This window comes from Streptomyces typhae (assembly GCF_009755605.1).
Taxonomy (GTDB): domain Bacteria; phylum Actinomycetota; class Actinomycetes; order Streptomycetales; family Streptomycetaceae; genus Streptomyces; species Streptomyces typhae.
Genome location: NZ_WPNZ01000003.1, coordinates 434584 through 453687 on the forward strand (window position 1 = coordinate 434584; position 19104 = coordinate 453687).

Sequence of the window (19104 nt, forward strand, 5' to 3'; positions counted from 1 at the left end):
AACGTTGGGCTCACGGTGGGGCGGGGTGGGGGGTGAGGGCGGGCCGCCCCCGCCGGAGCCCCGCCGGGAGCCCCGGGAGAGGCGGCCCGCGCGGGGCTCACTCCCGCGTGCGGGCTCACAGAGGGCCGGCGTGGGGCGGCCGGCCGAACTAGTCGAGCCCCCCGGCCCATTTGAGGGTGTCGGAACCCCCCTTGTCCCAGTCCATGACGACGGAGTCGCCGGAGCGGGACAGATCGGCGCCGATGAACTTCTCGTTCGTACCGGTGCCGCACTTGAGGGCGAGCCGGAACTCGCCGCCGGAGCGGTCCTGCCCGAGCCCGGTGCACATGCCGTCGCCGCCGGGGTCGAGGTAGGACACGATGTGCTTGCCCGCGGCCTGGCCGGTGGTCTGCTTGTCGGCGATGGTGAGGGTCTTGAGGGCCTCGTTCTGCCACTGCCCCTTGTACCCGGTGGCGGGCGCGGGGCCGTCGTCGTCATCGCCGCCGATGCCGCCGCCGCCCGGGACGCCGGTACTGGGGTCGGCGGAGGGTATGGAGGGCGACGCGTCCCCCAGACCGCCGCTGCCGCCACTGCTGCCGCCGTCGTCGTCCGCGCCGTCGGAGGGCTCGCCGGAGCCCTCCGGTGTCACATCGGCGGACACACTCGTGTCGACCCCCGGCTTCTTGTCCTTGTCGGCCTTGTCTTCCTTGTCGTCGCCACCGCTGAGGAGGAAGATCCCCCCACCGACGACGAGAACGGCGGCCACGGCCGCGGCGACGAACACGGCACGCTTCTTCTGCGCGGGGCCGCCGCCGGGCGGGGGCGGGGGCGGATACGCCCCGAACGGCTGCTGTTGCCCGTAAGGCGGCTGGCCGTGGGGCTGTTGCCCGTACGGCTGCTGTCCGTAGGCCTGCTGTCCGTAAGCCTGCTGGGGTTGCCCGTAGGGGCCCGGCGGGGGCTGCTGCCCGTACGGGCCTTGCGGGGGCTGCTGCGGATACCCGTAGCCCGGCTGCGCCGAGGGCGGCGGCGGGGCGGCCGGCGGCTGCCCCGGGAAGGGCGGCTGCGGCTGCGGCTGGTGGGGCGGATAGGACTGGTCCGACGACTGCGACGACTGCTGCGGCGCGCCGAACCCGTCCTGCGGCGGCTGGCCAGGTGGCTGGGTCATAGCGCGGAGCGTAACTGTCGGGGGTGGGGCGTCACATCCGTAAATCCGACTAGTGCGTCACAGGGGGCGGCGGTTCTCTCCAGGCGCTCAGCGAGTGGCGCGATCACATGGCATCGGCCCAGGACAAGGCGCCCCTGGCCGGTAGCGTGCGGGCTTGCGAATCCCCGGCCCGGAGAACTCCGGCCGCCGCACCCCGAGAGACCGAGGTAGTCACCGTTCATGCCTTCCCACGACAGCTCCCGCGCACGGTTTCGGCTGGCCGATCGCCATGTCGCGGTACTCGCGCACCTCCTGGACGGCGAGAGCCCGACCGATGAGCTCTGGCCCTCGCTGGGCGAACTCGTACAGATCGGCTTGGTCGGCGAGGAGGGTGAGCTGGCCCCGATCCTCAAGGACCTCCTCGGTGCGCTGGCCGCACCGCTGGTCCTCGGGACTGTCGAAGTCACGGGTGAGCACGGGACGGTCAACCATGGGGTCGTCGTCGGCCGGGAAGCCGTGATCGCCCACGAGGGCTGGCCCGGCGACGAGGAGTCCCAGTACACACCGATCGCTCCGCACAGCCTGGTCTGGGAACTGGCCCGCATGGTCAACCTCCAGGCCGACGACGACGCGGCGGGCGCGGTCACCCGTATCACGACGACGATGGGCGCGCTGGACGCCGGGCTCTCGGCCCTGGACGAGGGCCAGGGCGACGAGGCCGTGACCAGAGAGCTCATCCACAAGGCGCTGACCGGCGTCGGAACTCTCGCGGAGCCGGAACTGGCCGAGCTCACCGAGCTCATCATGGGCATGAACGCGATGTGGCGGATCACCGTTGCCTGGGACGGCAGCCACGAGGGCGAGCGGGCGGCGATGGTCCGTGCTCTTGCGGTGTGGGACTGCGGGGCGCGCGGCTACTGGGTACGGGAAAAGCCGGCGGAGCCCGTCGTGGAGGGGCAGGTCGGGCCGGAGAGCGAACTGCGCCTGGTTCGGACCAGGAACGGCGCGATCTGGGAGAAGATCACGGACCTTCTTCCGGACAAGGAGGACCTGATCGACGCGTGATCTGCCGCTTGTCGCAGGCTCAGAACCAGTTCTTGGGATTGAGCTTGCGGCCGGCCTTCTTCGCCGTCCCGACGGGGTCCTTCACGATGTCCTCGGCCGTGTCCCCGACCGTGTCGATCGCCTTCCCCGCCCCCTTCTTGACGCCCTCCCAGTGCTCCACGGTCTTGGCCCCCAGATAGACACCACCGAACACGACGGTGGCGCCGATGGAATAAGGGTTGGGTGCGACGGTGGCCGAGGTGAGCGAGGCATGGAAGCCGACTTCCGCGGCGTTGGCCACGTATCGTGCGCCCTTCTGCCGTGTACTGAAGTTCCCGTGCTTCCACGGCAGGCCTCGGCGAACGAGTTGGTCACCGGCCAGATAGGTGGACCAGGCGCCGCCGACGATCCCCGCGCCACGCAGCGCTCCGGAGACCTTTCCGGCCCCGGCCAATCCCTTGACCACCGACATGCCCCGCCCGATGCCGACAGTGCGCGCCCGGGTGTAGATGTTCGAGGTGACCTTCAGGAGATCGGCCTGACCGGCGCGGGCCACCGCCTCGCCGGAGTGCGTCAGACCGCCGTAACGTGCCGCGATTCTGTCATTGCCGACGATGGCGTTGATGGCTCTGTTGGCTGTGAGACCGTGCCAGACCGGGCGGTTCATGAGGGGTAATCGGCGAGCCGCGTCGAATTGCCGACCTACGTGATCATCGATCGTTCCGCTGACAAAGGGTATGTTGCGCGGCGCTCCCGCCCAGATCGCGATGCGGCTCGGCAACCAGCTTCCCGGAGCGGACAGCGAATGGAGCGGAATCCGCTTCCTGACCAGACCCGTGCCCCATTGGTGGATCAGCGGACTGGAGGATCCGCGAAGAAATGCGCCGGCCCGGACCTTCCAGTAATGCACAGGCGAGCTCTGCATGATCGCGTTGTTGACCAGGACCCTGGTCAACGCGGCTCCTTGGAAGGCAGCGACCGTCGCGGTGCTGCGGGCACTCGTCCAGTCTCCATAGAGAGCGATCAGGGACTGGATGGTCTGTTCGTGCGCCCGCAGTCCGGGAACCTGCGCCAGCGCATGCGCTCTGACGCGATCGAACCAGTCGGTGAGCGCCTCACCGTCCTTGCGCGCGAACCCCTTCGCGCCGGGGTCGTCACTGGCGGCGAGCGAGTTGGCAAGGAGCAGGTCATCGGGGGTCGGCCCCTGTCCCTCGTGCTTCCTCAGGTCCTCCGTCGTGAACCCGGCCCAGCGCAGGCCCGCTTCGGGATCACCGCTGTCGAGCCTGCTGAGCGCTGCTCGTCTGCGCAGGTCCGGTCCCTGTTCGGTGACCCAGCTGTCGAGCGACTTCAGGGACGCCAGCTTGGACGACACACCGAGGTGTGATGCCCGGGCGAATGCCTCCTTGAGTTTGTCCCCCAATCCGCCCCTGCCGTCGATGAGCCTGGAAAGCTGTTCCAGGTCCTCCGGATTGACGTTCCGCATCGCTCCCCCGCGCGCTCTCAGCTGTCCCCGAGGACAGCGAACGCGAAGGCGAGACGGCGATCGAGCCAGTCGGCCTCGACCACCAGAGCCTGAATGCTTTGAGAGACCATGACCAGCTCACCGCCGGACCACCACTCCAGTTTGCGACTCTGCCGCTGCGATCTGCCGCCGCCGTGGGTGGCGTCCTCGCCGACCGGAATGATGTGCTGCAGGCTGCTCAGCGCCTCCGTCAGAGCTTTTCCGGCGGCGCGGTCGGCGATCCGCTTGACGCCTCCACTGGCCCACTCGTTGCGTCCGACGATTTCCGGGTGACCGGGCTGATCGATGCGCCACGTGTGTTTGAAGATCCTGCCGGCCGGGGGGATGCGCCGCACCGTGCCGATCTCCGTGCCGGACGTATCGTGCACGTGGTAGCACCGCTCGCCGCTGCCGCTCTCCTCAGCGATGAGGTAGCAGAGCAAGCGTTGCGATGCGGAATCCTCGTACAGACAGGGCTCCGTGGCCGAAGGTGGTGCGGGCGGGGCCACGCGGCCCGTATAGGCGCAAGGCGCGAACACCTTGGATTGTCCGGCACCGCTGGGGACACGGATGGCTCGCGGGCCACGCACCGGACGGGCACGCTTCTTCGTGACCGGGCGCTCCACGGTGCCGACGGTGAACTCCCGCACGCGGGCCCACTCGACCGGGGGCACGGGGTCCTCCTCGCGTACATCCCCGCTCCCCTCCTCCCGCGGCCGCCGCCTCCCGATCCCCACGACTTCCCCCTGCCTTTCGCTCCTGTCACCAACAGCACAACCGCCCCGGCCCGCACACGGCCGGGGCCCGTCGGCTCCCGCCCTCACCGCGTCAGCGGTTGATGGACTGGATCTCCTCGACGGTGACGTTCTGGTCGCCGCCGAACTCGGCGTCGGGGAGCCTGTCGCCCCCCTCGGTCGTGCTCGTCCACGTGATCTTCCAGGTGACGGTGGCGCTGAGCCGGTACGAACCGTCGCCCGACGACCGCAGGTACTTCACTCCGCACGGCGGCGTCTGCTTGGACTTCCCCTTGGCCCAGGGCTCGCCGATCCGGCCGTCCACGATGGGGCACTCACCGGAGGCGGGGTAGGTCGTGGCGTCCTTCGTGCCCGGGTTGATCTTCAAGGAGATCGGTTCGGCGGTCGTCGTCGCCGACAGGCTCGTGTCGGGCAGGGTCGCCGTCACCGAGACCTTCTTGAATTTGACCTTGTCCAGCCAGACCCAGGTCGGCAGGTTGACCTTCGTCTCCCCCGCGGGCGCCATGGTGACCTCGGTCTTGGGAAGCGGAAGTTCGTCGTAGGCGTATTCCGCGAGGACCCGAGGAGTGACGGCAAGAGGCTCCTTGGGCGTCTCGCCATCGGGCACCCAGAACGGCAGTCTGTCGCAGGCGCTGGCTTCCGGGTCGTTCTCGCGGTGGTCGTTGATCGCTGCGGCCCAGAACATCCCCTCGCCCTGCTTGTCCAGGTTGTAGTTCTTGTAGGGATCGCCGTCCTTGTAGTACGAGTCGAAGACGTCGCCGATGAAGTCCCCGAGGCCGAAGATCTTCACCTTCCGCCACGCCTTGACCCTGGACTCGATCTCCTTGGGAGAGAAGGCGGGTTCGTACCAGCAGGCGGGCGGCGTCCAGTCACTGTCGACGGAGGAGAGCTTCCCGGTCTTGGTGGGCCCGGCACCCCCGTCGGTCGTCGTCCGGATTCTCGTCTCGACGTTGATCTTGCCGTTCTGCACACCGCCCTGCGCGCTGCTGGAATCGCGCTGGTGCTTCTTTCCGCCCTCGCCGCCGGCCGCGTGCGCGGTGGCAGGCGTCGCGGCCACCACCACGGTCAGAGCGAGCGCGGCCAGCCTGGCGGGCCTCCTCGGGCGTACTACATGCACTTCTTCGCTCCCGTCTCGGACAGGACATCGACCGACTGCCAGACGCCATCGGCGTTCTTCTTCAGGCGCTCGTTGAAGAACGTGTAGTCGTCGGCAGAAGCAGGGATGGACCTGTTCACTTTGCCGGTCTTGCGATCCTTGGGGTACGTCTTGGTCGCGTCCGCGCAGTACGTCAGGCTCGCCTCGTCCGACCCGTGCAGAGTGACCTGCCGGTCGTAGTAGCGAGTGGCGCCGACGTAGCTCTTCCCGTCGTCGTAATAACCCTGGATGTACGAGGCCGTGGCGATCAGGGCCTTGTCCTTGTTGTAGAACTTGAGCGCCTTCTGGGAGGACTTTCCGCCCACCGTGATCGCCACGTCGATGACATCGAGATTCCGCGCGTTGTCGTCGAGGACCGCGTCCTTCTTCGCGTCCCCGGTCGCCCCGCCCTCGAAGACGTTGCTGACGCCCTTCGGCATGTCGACCTTCGGGCGGTCGGCCCGGTCACCCGCGGCCGACGCCGACGGCGACGGCTTCTCGCTCGCCTGGGACCCGGCGCCCTCGATCTTGTCATCACCCTTGGAGTCGCCGTCTCCGCCACCGCAGGCGGAGAGCGACAGGGCCGCGGCAGTGGTCAGCGCGGCCACCGCGAGCAAGGCAGGTCGGCGGTTCACAGTCAGCTCCCGGTGGGACGAGGGGTCAGTGGGTTCACTTCAGTGAACCCACGCTATCCACGGGCAAAGGCTGATGCGAGAGTGAGGTATCCCCAGCACGGGGACAGAGGGGGGCATATCGAAGCCCTGTGCGGGACGTTGTTTCCTAACAGTCGCACAACGCCCCGCGATGATTACCGCCTTGTGGCAGTCCGAAGCGTTGCGTTTCGTACCCGCTCCGCCACCGCCGGAGGCGGATGTCCGGGCTCCGGATGCGGGGGACCCGTAGGGGCCGGACGCGCGCCCGCTCCGGGCGTGGCCGCGCTCCCCATGACGCGGGCGTCCGCCTCCGGAACCCAGCCGTCCACAGGGACGGTCAGCCAGCCCTCCGCCGCCGCGAGTTCGGCCGCCGCCCCGCGCAGGGCGTCGAGGCCTGGGTGGCGCAGCCCCCGTCGCCACACCAGGGAGACCGGAGACAGCGGCACCGGGTCGACCAGGGGCCGCAGAACCGCTCCGGGCAGCTCCGGGAAACCGACCACCGCGAGGACCGGGTTGCGGTGCTTGGCCACGATGCGGGCGAACTCCTCGGGCCCCACCGCGAGCGGCGCGGGCGGCGCGACCTCGATGCCGCGGCCCTCGAACAGGCGGCGGGCCAGGTCCGTCCACTCCGGCGTGCGCTCGTTGCCCGCGCCCGCGTACACGCGCTCCCCCGCGAGCCGGTCCAGCGGCACCGCGTCGAGGCCGGTCAGCGGATGGCCCACGGGAAGCAGCACCGCCATCGGCTCGTACCGTACGGGCTGCTGCTCCAGGCCCGCGCGGACCCCGGCCGGCAGCCCGGCGAACCGCCCGAACGACGCGTCCAGGCGACCCGCGGCGATCTCCCCGGCCGCGCCGGTCAGGCCGCTCTCGAAGCGGGCCATCAGTTCGCAGTGCGGAACGAGTTCACGGGCCCGGTCCAGGACCCGGCCGGAGAACAGCCCGGGGCTGTTCAGGTCCACGAGCAGCGGGCGCGCCGACTGCCCCGTACGCGCGAAGGCGGCCGACAGTTCGTCGTGCGCCGCGAGCACGCGCCGCGCGTACGGAAGGAGCCGCTCACCGGCCGCCGTCGGCGTCACCCGCCGCGTCGACCGTACGAACAGCTGCGCCGCGAGGTCGCGTTCGAGGCGCCGCACATCTCGGCTCAGAGCCTGCTGGGCCACGTACAGCCGGGCCGCGGCTCGCGTGAAGTGCAGTTCCTCCGCGACGGCGACGAAGGACCGCAGGAGGCGGGGGTCGATGTCACGGGGCACCGGGGAGCTTGGCGCCAGCGGCGATGTCGGCTGCGATGTCGGCTGCGATGTCGGCTGTCCCTCCGGGGCGGTCATCCGGTGAACCTACAGCCCCAGCGCACACCCACAACCCAAGTGCGTGAATCACTCCCAAGAAGGTGTTGGACCCCGCACCCCCGCCCCCGCGAGCCTGAACCCCATGCCCGAGCCCGTCACCCGCCCTCATGACCTCTCCCCCGCCCCGGCCGACCCCGCCCCGGCCGGCCCCGACCCGGCCGACCCCGCCCCGGCTGACCCCGCCCCCGGCAACCAGCGGCCCCGCCGCCCCCGCACCCCCTACTCCCGCCTCTTCGCGATACCCGGCGCCACCGCCTTCACCGTCGGCAACCTCATCGCCCGGCTCCCCATGGGCATGTTCAGCGTCAGTGCCGTGATCATGATTGCGGGGGCCCGTGACTCGTACGCCCTCGCGGGCGCCGTCACCGCCACCGGGCTCGCCGCGACCGCGGTCGTGGCGCCCTGGACGGCGCGTCTGGTGGACCGGTACGGGCAGAGACGTGTCGCGGTCCCCGCGACGGTCCTCGCGGTGCTCGGCTCGCTCTCGCTGCTGCTGTGCGTGCGCCTCGGCGCGCCGGACTGGTCCCTCTTCGTCTCGTACGCCGCCACGGCCACCACCCCGAACACCGGGGGCATGTCGCGGGCCCGCTGGTCGCATCTGCTGCGGGGGCGGCCGGACGCGCTGCACTCCGCGAACTCCTTCGAGCAGGCGGCCGACGAGCTGTGCTTCATGCTCGGCCCGGTGCTCGCCGCCTTCCTCTGCGGCGCGCTCTTCCCACAGGCGGGCACCCTCGTGGGCGCCGTGCTCCTGCTGACCGGGGTGCTCCTCTTCACCGCCCAGCGGACGACGGAACCGCCGCCGCGAGGCCGTACGGAGGGAGCGCCGAAGCCCAGATCGCCCCTTCGCACGCGCGGGATGCCCGCGCTCCTCGTCGTCTTCCTCGCGACGGGCGCCGTGTTCGGATCCATGGAGGTCGCGACCATCGCCTTCGCGGACGACCGGGGCCACGAGTCGGCCGCCGGTCTCGTCCTCGCCCTCCAGGCGGCGGGTTCGTGCGCGGCGGGCCTCGCGTACGGGGCACTGCGACCCGGCGGGTCCGCGGACCGCCGCCACCTCCTGTGCGGGGCGGCGATGGCGGCCCTGATGACGCTTCCGCTGCTCGCCGTCTCGCTGACCGGCTCGCTCGTGGTGCTCGCGGTCGCACTCCTGATCGCCGGGATGGCGACCGCGCCGACGATGGTCACCGGTATGACGCTGGTGCAGCGCCTCGCCCCCGAGGGGCAGTTGAACGAGGCCATGACGCTCGCCGTGACCGGGCTCCTCGGGGGCATCGCGTGCGGCGCCGCGGGCGGCGGCTGGACGGTGGAGCACCTGGGCCCCGCCGCCGGCTACACCGTCCCGGCCGCGGCGGCCCTGTGCGCCCTGCTGCTCAGCACCGCGCGGGCTTCCGCCACGAGCACTCCAGCGCGCCGTCCGCCTCGGAACCGCGCTCCGCGCGGGGCGCGACCGGCACGGCCTTGTCCTCGTCGGACTTCGCGAGGGTGACGACGATGGCGTCCTCCAGAGCCTTGACGGAGGCGGGCAGGTAGTTGTTGAGGATGATGCTGAAGACCAGTTCGCGGCCGCCCGCGTCCGTCACGTAACCGGACAGCGCGGACGCCCCGGTCAGCGTCCCGGTCTTGGCGCGGACGTTGAGAGCCGCCGGAGTTCCGCACATGCGCGAGCGCAGCGTGCCGCCGTCGAACTTGTCCGGGTCGCACGCGACGGGCAGCGACCGGTACCAGTCGGCGAACCACGGCTCGCCCTTCGCCGAGCGCAGCAGCGCGATGAACTGGTCGGCGGCGACGTTGTTCTTGCGGGAGAGCCCGGAGCCGTCGACCTGGCGCAGGTCGCCCGGGTCGACCCCGGCCGTCTTCAGATAGCCGGCGATGGCCGCGATGCCGTCGCCCCAACTCCCCGGCCGCCCCGTCGCCTTGTGCCCCATGGCCTTCGTCAGGGACTCGGCGTGCATGTTGTTGGACAGCTTCATGAAGGGGATCAGCAGGTCCTTGAGCGGCATCGAGTCGTGCGCGGCCAGCGCACGCGCCCCCTCGGGGGCGGCGATCCCCGCCTTGGTGGGCCCGCTCACCCGCACACCGTGGGCGGCCAGGGCGTCCCGGAAGATCGCGGCGGCGTACCGCGTGGGCTCCCAGACAGTGATCCACTCCTTGGTGGTGGCGCCGCCCACGGGCACCGTGCCGGTGACGGTGATGGTGTTCCCGCCATGCTGCCGTTCGACGGCGAGGGTGTCGGACCCGCCCGCGGCGACGGTCCTCGCCCGCAGGTCGATGTCCACGTAGTCGGTCTTCGGAGTCACCGTGACCCGCGGCCGGTCCCCGGCGGCGGCACCCGGCGCCACCTCGACGACGACCGTGCCGGTGTCGTAGTCGGTGTCGGGTGCGACGCTGAGCGCGGAGATCTGCGCCGCGTAGTACGAGGACTCGTCGTCGGCGCCCCAGGTGTCGCCCTGGCGCCGGTCGTCGAACCGGGTGTCGTCGGCGACGAGCCGCCCCGCGACCCGCTCGACGCCCGCCTCCGCGACCCGCTCGGCGAGCCGGTCGTAGTCCTTGGCGAGCGTCGTCGGGTCGCCGGTGCCCCGCAGGTACAGATCGCCCTTGAGTACGGGTCCGTGCCGGTCGCCGGTGGTGAGCACGTCGGTGCGGAAGCGGTGGTCCGGGCCGAGCAGTTCCAGGGCGGCGGCGGAGGTGAGCATCTTGGTGTTGGACGCGGGCATGAGCCGCCCGCTGGGCAGATGCTGGTAGAGGGTCCTGCCGGTCGCGGCGTCGGCGACCACGACACTGGCGGCGCCGCCCTCCATCCGGGGGTCGCCGAGGATGGTGTCGATGGCTTCGGGCAGCCCGCTCCGGTCGGAGTCCGCCCCGGCCGGGGCGGAGAGGGAGCCGAAAGAGAGGGTGGCCACGGCGAGGCCGAGCACGCCGGGCCAGATCCAGTGGCGCATGCGGTGGTTGACGCGTCTCACGGGTCTTCTCATGACCCTGGAGCATCCCCGATGCCGGGCGCGGGCGACAGTAGGCGGCGCCGTACGGGGCCAGGTGGCGCACTGTACGACGAAGGCCAGGTGGCGCATCGTACGGCGAAGGCCCGGTGGTCGTGGTGACCACCGGGCCTTCGTCTCACATGGGAATTGTGGAGATGGCGGGAATCGAACCCGCGTCCAACGGTGCGGAATCAGGGCTTCTCCGTGTGCAGTCCACTTCGATTTTCTCGGCCCCGGAGATCTCGTGGACAAGTCTCCGACGGGCTCAGTCACTGTTTGATTTCCTCCCAGACCCCGTGACCGGGTCTAGAAGTTTAGTTCCCTAGCTGATGCCAGGATCCGGGTCGGGAACAGCCCCGGGCTGACACTTCGCGAAGTCGCTACTTAGGCAGCGAGGGCGAAGGAATCGCGCTTGGTGTTGGCGATTATTGGTTGCGACATATGGTTTACGAGATCATTGCCGCTTCCTCGACACGCTTCCCCTGCTTCGACATCCGCTGTCGAAACCGATCATCCCCATGTTGTTTTTTCAAACCGGACCCTGCGATCCGGGCCGGACCCTGAGGTCCGGGGCGCCCCGTCACCTGCGGGACGTGTTCCATCGTACGTGACCAACGCCGACACGTGCCAGCCTATTCCCCGCGCGGGGCGGGTGCTCCCCGCGCGGCGCGAGGGGGCTACCCGATCCCCTGCCGCCGCCGCGCCGCCGAGATCGCGCGGTTCGTCTCGCGGGTGTCCTGCTTCTCCCGCAGCGTCTGCCGCTTGTCGTACTCCTTCTTGCCCTTGGCGAGCGCGATCTCGACCTTGACGCGGCTGTCCTTGAAGTACAGCGCGAGGGGCACGATCGTGTGGCCCGTCTCCTGGGACTTCGACTCCAGCTTGTCGATCTCCGCGCGGTGCAGGAGCAGCTTGCGCTTGCGCTTGGCGGAGTGGTTGGTCCACGTCCCCTGCACGTACTCCGGGACGTGGATGTTGTGCAGCCACGCCTCGTGGCCGTCGATGTGCACGAAGCCGTCCACCAGGGAGGCGCGGCCGAGGCGGAGGGACTTGACCTCCGTGCCCATCAGGACCAGGCCGCACTCGTAGGTGTCCAGGATGTGGTAGTCGTGCCGCGCCTTCTTGTTCTGCGCGATCATCTTCCGCGCGGGCGCCTTCTCGGCGGCCTTGGCCGCCTTGCGCTTTTCCTTTTCCTTAGCCATAGTGCGGCCATTTTCGCACTACGAGGGGGGTCCGAGGCCAGTCAATACTGTCTCGGCCCGCTTCTGGGCACCGTCCTCGACCTCCAGGTCGGGGGTGATGCCCCGGCCGTCGACCGCCCGCCCCGAAGGGGTGCGGTAGTGCCCGACGGTCAGCTCGGCGACGGAGCCGTCCGGCAGTCTGCTCGGCATCTGCACCGAGCCCTTGCCGAACGTCCGGGAGCCCACGACGACCGCGCGTCCGCGGTCCTGGAGGGCTCCGGTGAGCAGTTCGGCCGCGCTCATCGTGCCGCCGTCGACGAGCGCGACCACGGGTCTGGTGGTGTCGCCGCCCTGCCGGGCGTGCAGGGCGCGCTGCCGTCCGCGGACGTCGTACGTGGCGACGAGGCCGCCGTCCAGGACGGCGGAGGACGCCTTGGTGGCCTCGGTGACCAGGCCGCCGGAGTTGCCGCGCAGGTCGAGCAGGATGCCGGCGCCCCGGGGTGCTTTGCGCACCGCCTGCCGCACGGCCTCGCCGGAGCCCTTGGTGAAGGCCCCGACCTTGATCATCACGGCGCCGCCGGGGAGCCTTCTGACGGTCACGGAGTCCGTCGACAGGCGGGCGCGGCGCAGGGTCTCGGTCCACGCGCGCGTGCCGCGGCGCAGGCCCAGGGTGACCGGGGTGTTCTCGTGGTCGCCGCGGAGCAGGGACACCACGTCCGTGACGGGACGGCCCGCGACCTTCCGGCCGTCGATCGCGGTGAGCCGGTCGCCCGCGCGGATGCCGGCCCGTTCGGCGGGCCCGCCGCGCTGCACCCGGGACACCTCGATCCTGCCGTCGGCGGCGCGCTTGGCCCACAGGCCGACGCCGGTGTAGGCGCCGTCCAGGGACTGCTCGAAGGCGCGGTACTCCCCCTGGGAGTAGACCGACGCCCAGCGGTCGCCGCTGCGGCTGACCGCTTCCTCGGCGGCCTCGGTGGTCTCCTTGCCGGACTTGCCGTCGGCCATGGCGTCGGCGGCGGCGTCCGCGGCCGCGTCGGAGGGGTCGCGGCCCCTGTCGCGGCCGGTGTCCCGCTGGTCCTTGTCGCGGTCCCCGGCACGGTCCTTGGAGGAGGCGACGGAGCGGGTGGGCGCCGCCGCATTCCGGCCTTGCTCCGTCTCCCCGGTCCAGGAGCCGGTGGCCGCGCCGGTGGCGAGGACGCTCGCGAAGACCAACGTCAGGGCCGCCCCGCGGCGGATGCGACGGGGCTCGGCGAGCCGATCAGGGCCTGACATGTCGGTGAGTCTAGGACAACGAGGGGCGCCGCACGGCAGGTTGACCGTACGGCGCCCGAGGCACTCCTCACACCCGCGGAACGGAAGTCGCCCGCCGTTTCACACCTCTGCTGCCCGCGTCACACCTTCAGGTACTTGCGCAGCGCGAAGAACGCGGCAAGGGCGGGCATCAGCAGACCGATGGCTAGCACCAGCGGCAACTTGGCCAGAACCGCGTCCCAGCCGATGAAGTTGATCAGGTTGAGCTTCTCGGACAGCTGCAGTCCGTGGTCGATGATGAAGTACCGGCCGAGGAGCAGGAATCCGCAGGCGAGCCCGCCACCGATCAGACCGGCGACGGCCGCCTCCAGGATGAACGGCATCTGGATGTAGAAGCTGGACGCGCCGACGAGCCGCATGATCCCGGTTTCACGGCGACGGCTGAACGCCGAGACGCGCACCGTGTTGACGATCAGCATCAGCGCGACGACGAGCATCAGCGCCATCACCGCGAGCGCCGCCCAGTTCATGCCGTTGAGGAGCTCGAAGAGGTTGTCGAGGACGCCCTTCTGGTCCTCCACGGACTGCACGCCGTCACGGCCGGAGAAGGCGGTCGCGACCACCTGGTACTTCTCCGGGTCCTTCAGCTTGATGCGGTACGACTCCTGCATCTGGTCCGGCGTCAGCGAGCTGGACAGCGGGGAGTCGCCGAACTGTTCCTTGTAGTGCTTGTACGCCTGGTCGGCCGTCTCGTGCTGGACGGTGTCGACGACGGGCATCTTCTTCAGGTCGGTGAGGATCTGCTGCTTCTGCTCGTTGGTGACCGCGCCCTTGGCGCACTTGGGGTCCTGCTCGGCGTCTCCCTTGTTGCACAGGAAGATCGAGACGTTGACCTTGTCGTACCAGTAGCCCTTCATCGTGCTCACCTGGTCGCGCATGAGCAGCGAGCCGCCGAACAGGGCGAGCGAGAGCGCTACGGAGACGACGACCGCGAAGGTCATCGTGAGATTGCGGCGGAGACCGACGCCGATCTCCGACAGGACGAACTGGGCGCGCATGGCGGCCTTTCAGTGGATCAGGTGGAGCTCGTGGATCAGGTGGAGCCCCGGGGAGCCCGGGGGCACACACGAGAGCGGACACCGGCGGCCATGGCAGGCGCCGGGTTCCGGATCAGTGCTGGTAGCCGTAGACGCCGCGGGACTGGTCGCGGACCAGGCGGCCCTTCTCCAGCTCGATGACGCGCTTGCGCATCTGGTCCACGATCTGCTGATCGTGGGTGGCCATCACGACGGTGGTGCCGGTCCGGTTGATGCGGTCCAGGAGCTTCATGATGCCGACCGACGTCTGCGGGTCGAGGTTGCCGGTCGGTTCGTCGGCGATGAGGAGCTTCGGCCGGTTGACGAAGGCGCGGGCGATCGCCACCCGCTGCTGCTCACCGCCGGAGAGCTCGCCGGGCATCCGGTCCTCCTTGCCGCCGAGCCCGACGAGGTCGAGGACCTGGGGCACGGACTTGCGGATCTCGCCGCGCGACTTGCCGATGACCTCCTGGGCGAAGGCCACGTTCTCGGCGACGGTCTTGTTGGGGAGGAGCCGGAAGTCCTGGAAGACGGTCCCCAGCTGGCGGCGCATGTGCGGCACCTTCCAGTTGGAGAGCCGGGCCAGGTCCTTGCCCAGGACGTGCACCTGGCCGTGGCTGGTGCGCTCCTCGCGGAGGATCAGCCGCAGGAAGGTGGACTTTCCGGAGCCGGATGAACCCACCAGGAAGACGAACTCGCCCTTCTCGATCTCCAGCGACACATCGCGGAGGGCTGGGCGGTTCTGCTTCGGGTAGGCCTTGGAGACGTTGTCGAATCGGATCACGGATGCACCACGGGTAGCCGGGGGTAGGTGAGCGTGACCCTACGCGAAGCGGGTGGGACCGCGCAGTCGGCGTCCTGAGTTGCGCGTTTTGTTGTGGATAGGTCCTGACACAAATGGGGCACCGGTGGAGCGAGGGTCGCGGTGGACGGCGGGCCGCGCCTAATTCCGTGGAAGCTGGCACAGTGGTAGGGGGAACGGTTGGGGTTCCCCGAGCGTTGGGCAGGCTGAGACTGTGCGGGAGGAGAGGCACATGACCTATGACAGGTTGGTGTGCGCGAACTGCGCGGCGCCTGTGAGTGAGGGCCGCTGCCCCGTGTGCCGGGCCAGCCGGGAGCGGATGCAGCAGGAGGGCCCCTTCGGCGGCCTCAGCCCTGCCACCCTGATAGGGCTGCTCGTGGTCCTGATCACGGCCATGGCACTGGTGGCGCACCAGACCGCGTAGTCCGTGTACGCGGAGTAGTCGGCGGGCACCGGACCGGAGGCGGCCCGATGACACCCCCGAGGCACGAGGAAGGGCCCGGAGCCATGCGGCTCCGGGCCCTTCTCATGTGCGTTCCCTGCGCTGACCGGCGGGTCGCTCGTTCTGCGTACCGGCCGGTCGGGAAGGGCGGGCGGGTCAGGCCGCGGCGCCCCGGTTGCCGACCAGGCGGGGCAGGAACCGGAAGCCGACGCCACCGGCGATCATGGTGGCGGCACCGATGATCAGGAAGGTGGTCTCGGTGGCACCGGTCTCGGCGAGTTCGTCGTCCTTCTTGCCGCCGCCGTTGTCGGAGATCTGCTCGACGGGCTGGGAGCCGGTGTCCGTCAGGCTGTCCTTGCCGCCCTGCTCGGCCGGTCCGGAGCCGCCGCCCGCGGGGTCGGCGTCGTTGCCGCCGGTGCCGCTGCCACCGCCGGTGCCGTTGCCACCGCCCGTACCGTTGTTGTGGTCGTCGTCACCGTCGCCGTCGTCACCCGGATCGGTGGGCTTGGTGGGCGGAACGGTGGGCTCGGGCGGGTCCGTCGGCTCGGTGGGCTCCGGCGGCTGCGTCGGCTCGGTGGGCTCCGGCGGGTCCGTGGGCTCGGTGGGCTCCGGCGGGTCCGTCGGCTCGTTGGTGGGCTCGGGCGGATTGCTGGGCTCCGGCGGGTCGGTCTCGTCGTCCGTACCCGGGAGGTCAACGTCGACACCGATGCCGTTGTCGTCGGCGGAGGCGCTCGCGCCCGCACCGCCGAGCTCGACACCGACATCGAGGGCCGAGGCGGCGCCGGCGGCGGTCAGCGAGGCACCGGCGGCGATCACCGCGCCGGCGGCGATCCGCGCGACGCGGATCCGCGTCTTCTTCGTCATCTGGCTGCTACCCCCAGTAGCTGAATCGTCAGTGAGGCAGCGTCCCGGATCGCGGTCGCGGGATGACTTTCGAGCGGCCCCCCGGATCACACGCGTCCCAGAGATACGCATGCCGCCCGCTAGCTTTTCCAGTTTCCGAAAAGCCGTCAAGGCCGTTGCGGGCGCGATGCCCGTTATGAGCCAGTTGACCGACGTACGGACATGTGACTGTGACGCAAAAAGCGCAGGAAGCCCACACAAGCCCCATGAACAAAGGCAACCGCCGCCCCGAGGGCGGCAGTTGCCTTTGCTGTCAGACCGGTTCAGTTTGTCGACTTAGCGCCGAAATCACTTCTCCTGTTGCTTGCGCCAGCGAATTCCGGCCTCCAGGAAGCCGTCGATCTCGCCGTTGAACACCGATTCCGGATTACCGACTTCGTGCTCCGTACGCAGGTCCTTCACCATCTGGTACGGGTGCAGGACGTAGGAACGCATCTGGTTGCCCCAGGAGTTGCCGCCGTCGCCCTTGAGGGCGTTCATCTTGGCCTGCTCCTCCTGGCGGCGGCGTTCGAGCAGCTTCGCCTGGAGGACGTTCATGGCCGTGGCCTTGTTCTGGATCTGCGAGCGCTCGTTCTGACAGGAGACGACGATGCCCGTCGGGATGTGCGTCAGGCGGACCGCGGAGTCGGTGGTGTTGACGCCCTGGCCGCCGGGGCCCGATGAGCGGTACACGTCGACGCGCAGCTCGCTCTCGTCGATCTCGATGTGGTCGGTCTGCTCGACGACCGGGAGGACCTCGACGCCCGCGAAGGACGTCTGCCGGCGGCCCTGGTTGTCGAACGGCGAGATCCGCACCAGGCGGTGCGTGCCCTGCTCGACGGAGAGCGTGCCGTAGGCGTACGGGACGTTCACGGCGAAGGTGGTCGACTTGATGCCGGCCTCTTCCGCGTACGACGTCTCGTACAGCTCGGTCTTGTAGCCGTGGCGCTCCGCCCAGCGCAGGTACATGCGCTGGAGCTTCTCCGCGAAGTCCGAGGCGTCGACGCCGCCGGCCTCGGCGCGGATGGTGACGACGGCCTCGCGGGAGTCGTACTCACCGGAGAGGAGGGTGCGGACCTCCATCTCGTCCAGCGCCTTCTTGACCGCCGTGAGCTCCGACTCGGCCTCCGCGCGGGTGTCCGGGTCGTCCTCCTCCTCGGCCATCTCGAAGAGCACGCCGAGGTCGTCGATGCGCCCGCGCAGGCCCTCCGCCTTGCGCACCTCCGCCTGGAGGTGGCTCAGCTTGCTGGTGATCTTCTGCGCTTCGTCCGGGTCGTCCCACAGGGACGGCGCGGCCGCCTGCTCCTCGAGCACGGCGATGTCTGCCCTCAGCTTGTCGAGGTCCAGGACGGCCTCGATCGACTCCATGGTCGAGGAGAGGGACTTGAGCTCTTCGGATACATCGACGACTGCCACGGGTCCAGCCTAACGCCCGTGAGCTCTCACTTGGGCCCTGGGCTCATGGGGCTGCGCCCCTCACCCCGCTTGTCGGCCCTCCGGGCCTCGTCCTCAAACGCCGGACGGGCTGGGATCCGATACCTCAGCCAGTCCGGGACCAAATCAGCCCGTCCGCGGAGATATCAAGCCTGTCCGGCGTTTGAGGACGAGCGCGAAGCGCGATTCACGGGGCTCAAGGCCGGGGTCAGGGGACAGGCGGGGCCGAGTTGCCGTTGGCCGGGGCTGACGGGCCGGACGGGCCTGACGGACCTGACGGGGAGGACTCGTCACCGGAGGTGGCGTACCAGGCTCCGACGCCCACCGCGGCGGCAAGGGCCACACCGGCCACGCCGAGTGTGATCCGGCGGCGACGGGTGGCGGCGCGGTGGCGGGCCGAGCCGGGGCGGGCGGCGCCGGGGGCGCGGGGGGCCCGCGCGGTGCCCCGGGCGCCGCCGGCCAGCTCGTCCGGGGCGGGCACGCGCATGGAGGTGTGGGTGTCCCGGTTGGCGTCCGCGGGCGCGGCGCCGGGCACCAGGGGCACGGCGCCCCGGCGCGGGGGCTTCTCGCGCGACTCCGGCGCGGCCTCCTCGTAGGACTCCTCGGCGGGCTCCGCCTCCGGCTCGTCGACGTCCAGCGGCGGCATGCCCGCGAGCAGCGGGAGCTGCTCGCGGAGGCGGGCGCCGAGCTCGGAGGCGCGAAGGCGGGAGGCGGGGGCCTTGGCCAGGCACTGGACCATGAGCTGCCAGAGCTCTTCGGGGATGCCGGGCAGCGGGACCACGGTCTCGGTGACGTGGCGTCTGAGCACCGCGCCGGGGTGCCCGCCGCCGAACGGCGTGAAGCCCGCGAGCAGCTCGTACAGGACGGTGGCGAGGGCGTAGATGTCCACGGCGGCGCGCGGGGGCAGACCCTCGATGATCTCGGGGGCCAGATAGTCCGGCGTACCGATGATCTTCGTGGCGCGGGTGCGGCGCGGGGAGTCGATGAGCTTGGCGACCCCGAAGTCGGTCAGGAGCGCGGGGTGCGCCCCGCCCGGACCGAGGGGCCCCTGCATGTCGAGGAGGACGTTCTCGGGCTTGACGTCGCGGTGCACGATCCCCGCGGCGTGCGCCGCGGCGAGCGCGTCGGCGACGTCCGCGACGATGGCGACGGCGGCCTCGGGGGCGAGCCGCCGCTCGCGCTCCAGGCGCGTGCGCAGGTCCGTGCCGCGGACGAGGTCCATCACGAGGGCGAGGTCGTTGCCGTCGACCACGAGGTCGTGGACGCCCACCACGCGCGGGTGGTCGAGGCTGAGCAGTGCCGTGCGCTCCTGGACGAAGCGGCCGACGAGCTCCTGGTCGGAGGCAAGGTCCTCGCGCAGCAGCTTGATGGCGACCGGGCCTTCGGGTCCCTCGCCGAGCCACACCGTGCCGGCGCTGCCCCGTCCCAGAATCTGGTGGGCCGTGTACCGGCTGCCGATCTTCCGTCCCAAGACTGCTCCTACGGATGTGTGTGGGCCCAAAAC

Annotated in this window: 17 protein-coding genes and 1 other RNA gene; 3 read left to right on the forward strand and 15 right to left on the reverse strand. The window is 70.4% G+C overall.

Annotated elements, in window-relative coordinates; translation table 11 throughout:
* Positions 1-148: 148 nt before the first annotated feature.
* The gene (locus tag GPA10_RS08505) at positions 149-1144 is read right to left on the reverse strand and encodes a hypothetical protein (RefSeq protein WP_157164879.1); all 996 of its coding nucleotides are present in this window, start codon (positions 1142-1144) and stop codon (positions 149-151) included.
* Positions 1145-1363: 219 nt separating this feature from the next.
* Here GPA10_RS08505 and GPA10_RS08510 point away from each other — a divergent pair, with 219 nt between their 5' ends.
* The gene (locus GPA10_RS08510; protein ID WP_157164880.1) at positions 1364-2188 is read left to right on the forward strand and encodes a hypothetical protein; all 825 of its coding nucleotides are present in this window, start codon (positions 1364-1366) and stop codon (positions 2186-2188) included.
* A gap of 19 nt (positions 2189-2207) precedes the next feature.
* On the opposite strand, the gene GPA10_RS08515 is transcribed toward GPA10_RS08510, so the two are convergent.
* The 5 genes from GPA10_RS08515 to GPA10_RS08535 form a co-directional block, all read right to left on the reverse strand.
* Positions 2208-3650: a PE-PGRS family protein gene (locus tag GPA10_RS08515; RefSeq protein ID WP_157164881.1), complete on the reverse strand. Its 1443-nt coding sequence runs from the start codon at positions 3648-3650 to the stop codon at positions 2208-2210.
* A gap of 17 nt (positions 3651-3667) precedes the next feature.
* Positions 3668-4342 (reverse strand): hypothetical protein, encoded by a 675-nt coding sequence (locus GPA10_RS08520; protein ID WP_157164882.1) that lies wholly within the window; start codon positions 4340-4342, stop codon positions 3668-3670.
* A 154-nt stretch (positions 4343-4496) separates the two neighbouring features.
* On the reverse strand, positions 4497-5540 hold the full coding sequence (locus GPA10_RS08525) for a hypothetical protein (RefSeq protein WP_343040530.1): 1044 nt from the start codon (positions 5538-5540) through the stop codon (positions 4497-4499).
* Positions 5531-6193: a hypothetical protein gene (locus GPA10_RS08530; RefSeq protein ID WP_343040531.1), complete on the reverse strand. Its 663-nt coding sequence runs from the start codon at positions 6191-6193 to the stop codon at positions 5531-5533. Before GPA10_RS08530 ends, GPA10_RS08525 begins: the two co-directional genes overlap by 10 nt.
* Before the next feature lie 173 nt (positions 6194-6366).
* Positions 6367-7536 (reverse strand): LysR family transcriptional regulator, encoded by a 1170-nt coding sequence (locus GPA10_RS08535; RefSeq protein WP_157164883.1) that lies wholly within the window; start codon positions 7534-7536, stop codon positions 6367-6369.
* Positions 7537-7639: 103 nt separating this feature from the next.
* Between GPA10_RS08535 and GPA10_RS08540 the strand changes: the two genes are divergently transcribed.
* Positions 7640-9043, forward strand: coding sequence for an MFS transporter (locus tag GPA10_RS08540; protein ID WP_157164884.1), 1404 nt, complete (start codon positions 7640-7642; stop codon positions 9041-9043).
* Here the strand turns inward: GPA10_RS08540 and dacB are convergent.
* The 6 genes from dacB to ftsE form a co-directional block, all read right to left on the reverse strand.
* The gene (gene dacB, locus GPA10_RS08545) at positions 8928-10529 is read right to left on the reverse strand and encodes a D-alanyl-D-alanine carboxypeptidase/D-alanyl-D-alanine endopeptidase (protein WP_198351536.1); all 1602 of its coding nucleotides are present in this window, start codon (positions 10527-10529) and stop codon (positions 8928-8930) included. The genes GPA10_RS08540 and dacB overlap by 116 nt on opposite strands.
* A gap of 153 nt (positions 10530-10682) precedes the next feature.
* Positions 10683-11053: a transfer-messenger RNA gene (gene ssrA / locus GPA10_RS08550) on the reverse strand.
* Positions 11054-11212: 159 nt separating this feature from the next.
* Positions 11213-11734 (reverse strand): SsrA-binding protein SmpB, encoded by a 522-nt coding sequence (gene smpB / locus GPA10_RS08555; RefSeq protein WP_058848384.1) that lies wholly within the window; start codon positions 11732-11734, stop codon positions 11213-11215.
* A gap of 18 nt (positions 11735-11752) precedes the next feature.
* On the reverse strand, positions 11753-12985 hold the full coding sequence (locus tag GPA10_RS08560) for a S41 family peptidase (protein WP_058848383.1): 1233 nt from the start codon (positions 12983-12985) through the stop codon (positions 11753-11755).
* A 119-nt stretch (positions 12986-13104) separates the two neighbouring features.
* Positions 13105-14022: a permease-like cell division protein FtsX gene (ftsX, locus tag GPA10_RS08565; RefSeq protein ID WP_058848382.1), complete on the reverse strand. Its 918-nt coding sequence runs from the start codon at positions 14020-14022 to the stop codon at positions 13105-13107.
* A 112-nt stretch (positions 14023-14134) separates the two neighbouring features.
* The gene (gene ftsE, locus GPA10_RS08570; RefSeq protein ID WP_016644946.1) at positions 14135-14824 is read right to left on the reverse strand and encodes a cell division ATP-binding protein FtsE; all 690 of its coding nucleotides are present in this window, start codon (positions 14822-14824) and stop codon (positions 14135-14137) included.
* A 250-nt stretch (positions 14825-15074) separates the two neighbouring features.
* On the opposite strand from ftsE, the gene GPA10_RS08575 reads away from it, so the two are divergent.
* Positions 15075-15266 (forward strand): hypothetical protein, encoded by a 192-nt coding sequence (locus GPA10_RS08575; protein WP_058848381.1) that lies wholly within the window; start codon positions 15075-15077, stop codon positions 15264-15266.
* Between the two features lie 174 nt (positions 15267-15440).
* Here GPA10_RS08575 and GPA10_RS08580 read toward each other — a convergent pair whose 3' ends face one another.
* From GPA10_RS08580 to GPA10_RS08590, 3 genes are all read right to left on the reverse strand, one after another.
* Positions 15441-16148 carry a hypothetical protein gene (locus GPA10_RS08580; RefSeq protein ID WP_157164885.1) on the reverse strand — a complete coding sequence of 236 codons (708 nt, stop codon included), beginning with the start codon at positions 16146-16148 and terminating at the stop codon, positions 15441-15443.
* Between the two features lie 327 nt (positions 16149-16475).
* Positions 16476-17582, reverse strand: coding sequence for a peptide chain release factor 2 (gene prfB / locus GPA10_RS08585; RefSeq protein ID WP_058848379.1), 1107 nt, complete (start codon positions 17580-17582; stop codon positions 16476-16478).
* A 226-nt stretch (positions 17583-17808) separates the two neighbouring features.
* Entirely contained in the window at positions 17809-19071 is a 1263-nt protein-coding gene (locus tag GPA10_RS08590) for a serine/threonine-protein kinase (protein ID WP_157164886.1), read from the reverse strand.
* Between the last annotated feature and the right edge of the window lie 33 nt (positions 19072-19104).

What these genes read in the sequence shown, in the direction of transcription:
- GPA10_RS08505 (WP_157164879.1), bottom strand. Translation starts at nt 1,144, where the DNA reads ATGACCCAGCCACCTGGCCAGCCGCCGCAGGACGGGTTCGGCGCGCCG.
- GPA10_RS08510 (WP_157164880.1), top strand. Translation starts at nt 1,364, where the DNA reads ATGCCTTCCCACGACAGCTCCCGCGCACGGTTTCGGCTGGCCGATCGC.
- GPA10_RS08515 (WP_157164881.1), bottom strand. Translation starts at nt 3,650, where the DNA reads ATGCGGAACGTCAATCCGGAGGACCTGGAACAGCTTTCCAGGCTCATC.
- GPA10_RS08535 (WP_157164883.1), bottom strand. Translation starts at nt 7,536, where the DNA reads ATGACCGCCCCGGAGGGACAGCCGACATCGCAGCCGACATCGCAGCCG.
- GPA10_RS08540 (WP_157164884.1), top strand. Translation starts at nt 7,640, where the DNA reads ATGCCCGAGCCCGTCACCCGCCCTCATGACCTCTCCCCCGCCCCGGCC.
- dacB (WP_198351536.1), bottom strand. Translation starts at nt 10,529, where the DNA reads ATGAGAAGACCCGTGAGACGCGTCAACCACCGCATGCGCCACTGGATC.
- smpB (WP_058848384.1), bottom strand. Translation starts at nt 11,734, where the DNA reads ATGGCTAAGGAAAAGGAAAAGCGCAAGGCGGCCAAGGCCGCCGAGAAG.
- GPA10_RS08560 (WP_058848383.1), bottom strand. Translation starts at nt 12,985, where the DNA reads ATGTCAGGCCCTGATCGGCTCGCCGAGCCCCGTCGCATCCGCCGCGGG.
- ftsX (WP_058848382.1), bottom strand. Translation starts at nt 14,022, where the DNA reads ATGCGCGCCCAGTTCGTCCTGTCGGAGATCGGCGTCGGTCTCCGCCGC.
- GPA10_RS08575 (WP_058848381.1), top strand. Translation starts at nt 15,075, where the DNA reads ATGACCTATGACAGGTTGGTGTGCGCGAACTGCGCGGCGCCTGTGAGT.
- GPA10_RS08580 (WP_157164885.1), bottom strand. Translation starts at nt 16,148, where the DNA reads ATGACGAAGAAGACGCGGATCCGCGTCGCGCGGATCGCCGCCGGCGCG.